The 2,242-nt window shown below is 56.0% G+C and carries 3 protein-coding genes; 1 reads left to right on the plus strand and 2 read right to left on the minus strand.

What is annotated here, in order from left to right; translation table 11 throughout:
- Positions 1–1,142, plus strand: a 1,142-nt coding sequence (locus tag VGK48_21000; GenBank protein ID HEY2383661.1) for a hypothetical protein, incomplete at its 5' end; no start/stop codon positions are given.
- A gap of 28 nt (positions 1,143–1,170) precedes the next feature.
- Here the strand turns inward: VGK48_21000 and VGK48_21005 are convergent.
- Both VGK48_21005 and VGK48_21010 read right to left on the minus strand, forming a co-directional pair.
- Entirely contained in the window at positions 1,171–1,338 is a 168-nt protein-coding gene (locus VGK48_21005; GenBank protein ID HEY2383662.1) for a hypothetical protein, read from the minus strand.
- A gap of 211 nt (positions 1,339–1,549) precedes the next feature.
- Positions 1,550–2,242: hypothetical protein (locus VGK48_21010; protein HEY2383663.1), on the minus strand; the 693-nt coding region annotated here is incomplete at its 5' end.

Raw genomic sequence — 2,242 nt, forward strand, 5'->3', positions numbered from 1 at the left:
GGAAAGGCAAGGCGCTCTTGCTAAACTTAATTTCAAAGAAGCGCAGGGAGCTGCTGGTAAACGGTCGTGCCTGGTTTCGAACCGGCGAATGTGGCGAGTATCTAAACGTTCCCCTTCCGAAATCGACCATGGAGTTCGTCACCGTCGAACCTGCCTCCGGCTATTTCTGTTCAAAAACCGGTTTCGCGCATTCGGCCTTCTCGACGGAAATGCCGGATACGAGTGGGCGTAATCCGGGCGGCGATGGGGTGCGACTGTGCCTATCAATGTCTTTGAGTACGATCGATCAGCTTAAAGACCTCTTGGGGTACCTTCACGATACCTCCGGGCTGTCATCGAATGGCGCATTTACGATCCATCAGGACGGCGCCTGTTGGCACGGTGTCGGTGTGGAGAGCTTTTTAAAGGCCCTGCGTGACCCGTGGGCGCGCTATCGAGCCGCATCCATGGACAGAGTCCATCACTCCGAAGACATCATCTATTTTGGCCAGTTCCGAAACGGCTGGTTGATGTTGTATACCCGGCAACGGATCCCTGAGGGACCTAAATCCCCGGCGTTCCTGCATGAGACCGACATTTGCATTCAACTTCCCGGCGTACCGGTGGACGTCGCTCCGTATCTGGACCTCTGTCGCTATACAGGCAACGAGTGGGAGAGCTTCGGAACGATTCTTGAAAACCGAAGGCAAATGAAGCGGCTTCAGAAGCCGATCAAATTAGAAGTCGTGGGATCGCTGGTCCGAACCGATGAGAATCGGGAGGCCGACCGTTGGATTGTCGGACTCGTCGCACGCAATCCGTTTTATCGCAAGCGGAAGCTTCCGCGCGAACTCGAACTGGAGGGCTCGCCGTTACACGACCTGCTGCAAATGGAGCTGCTTCTTTTGGATCTCAGGGACCATCACCAGGAGGGCGATCAGGTTGATCACTATGTGCTACAGGGTTTTGAAACGACGGATGCCCAGTACGCACAAATCATCCGGCCTTTCGGCACGTGGCATAAGATCGTCAAACGCATTCGAGACGGGCTGCCCGTCGAAGAGATCTCAGATCTCGAGATTTCCGGCTTGCTTCCCCGAAAGCTTCTCCTCAAACCGTTGCCTCGCCGGCGGGCAACACGCCGCGGCACGTCGGGACAATGATCGTCGCACGCTACGCTGTGCCTTCGCCCTACGGCGGCACGAAGATGTCTTTGGGCAGCGCCCCATCGGCGTGGTTGAGCGAAAACGGATGCAGAAGCATCGTTCCGACTAAGACCCCGACATGACAGACCAACAGGACTCGATTCCACATTCCCTTGCGGGATGCTGAAGCCTCCGAATTGTTTGGTGTCCTCATAGGCGTACCTCCTTCCCGGCTCATGTTGCCAAGATGTTGTTCCATAGGTTGTGCCGACGAAGAACGCTGCTCCGGAACTCTCGCTCCCCAAAAACATCTCAAAGACAGGGTACCGCGGTTGTGCCGGCGAGTCCGTGATTTCTCTCGCAGCCGCCGCGTCCGGCGCGGGGAACCGGACTCTCCTGAAGGCGGCCGCTCATGCGTAGTTCCGTCAGTTTGCGGCGAGCTTTGTCCTTATTTGCTCGAGCACCGCGATATGCTCGTCCGGCAGGGTTTGCAGTGCCCGGACCGTAGTTCCACGGTACATATTCGCAACGCCATCGGTGCCATACACGATTCCCGCGGTGGATACGAGAATCGCAGTAACGCGATGTTGCTGGAGATATCTCAGGAAGCGGCGTCGATGCTTCTCGATGAATTGTAGATTGGTATGTTGGAAAGGCGACTCGGGATCGGTGGCCACTCGAATCGAATTGGCGGGCAGATTGTCGTCCAGATTCACTGCGACAATTCCGAATATCGAACTGTCGCCGGCAAGCTGACTGACTCCCTTCGATAACGTATTTGAAAAATGCTTGTCGGAATAGACCTTCTTGCAGGTCACACCAACCTGCGGGTTATCTAGATTCAGCATGATGTCGGGAGGCTCTTTCAAGGTCGCCGGAATTGACATGCGATTAAAGAGCGCGTTCAGCTCGAGCTCCCAAAGGACATCCTTCGCTGAAGACTCTTTGCGGTCCCAAAGGCTGAGGCTTCCCTTTGAGAGGCGACGCAGCGCTTCCTCGGTCGTACGGTCGTCTCCGATTAGGCCCGAAAGGAGAGCGTCCGCAACGCGATCCAGGTGGATCGTTTGATAAAACTGCGCGGCGGATAGGCTTCGCTCTTTGCCGGTAAGCCAAGCATC

The sequence above is a fragment of the Terriglobia bacterium genome (genome assembly GCA_036496425.1).
In the GTDB taxonomy this organism is placed as follows: Bacteria; Acidobacteriota; Terriglobia; order 20CM-2-55-15; family 20CM-2-55-15; genus 20CM-2-55-15.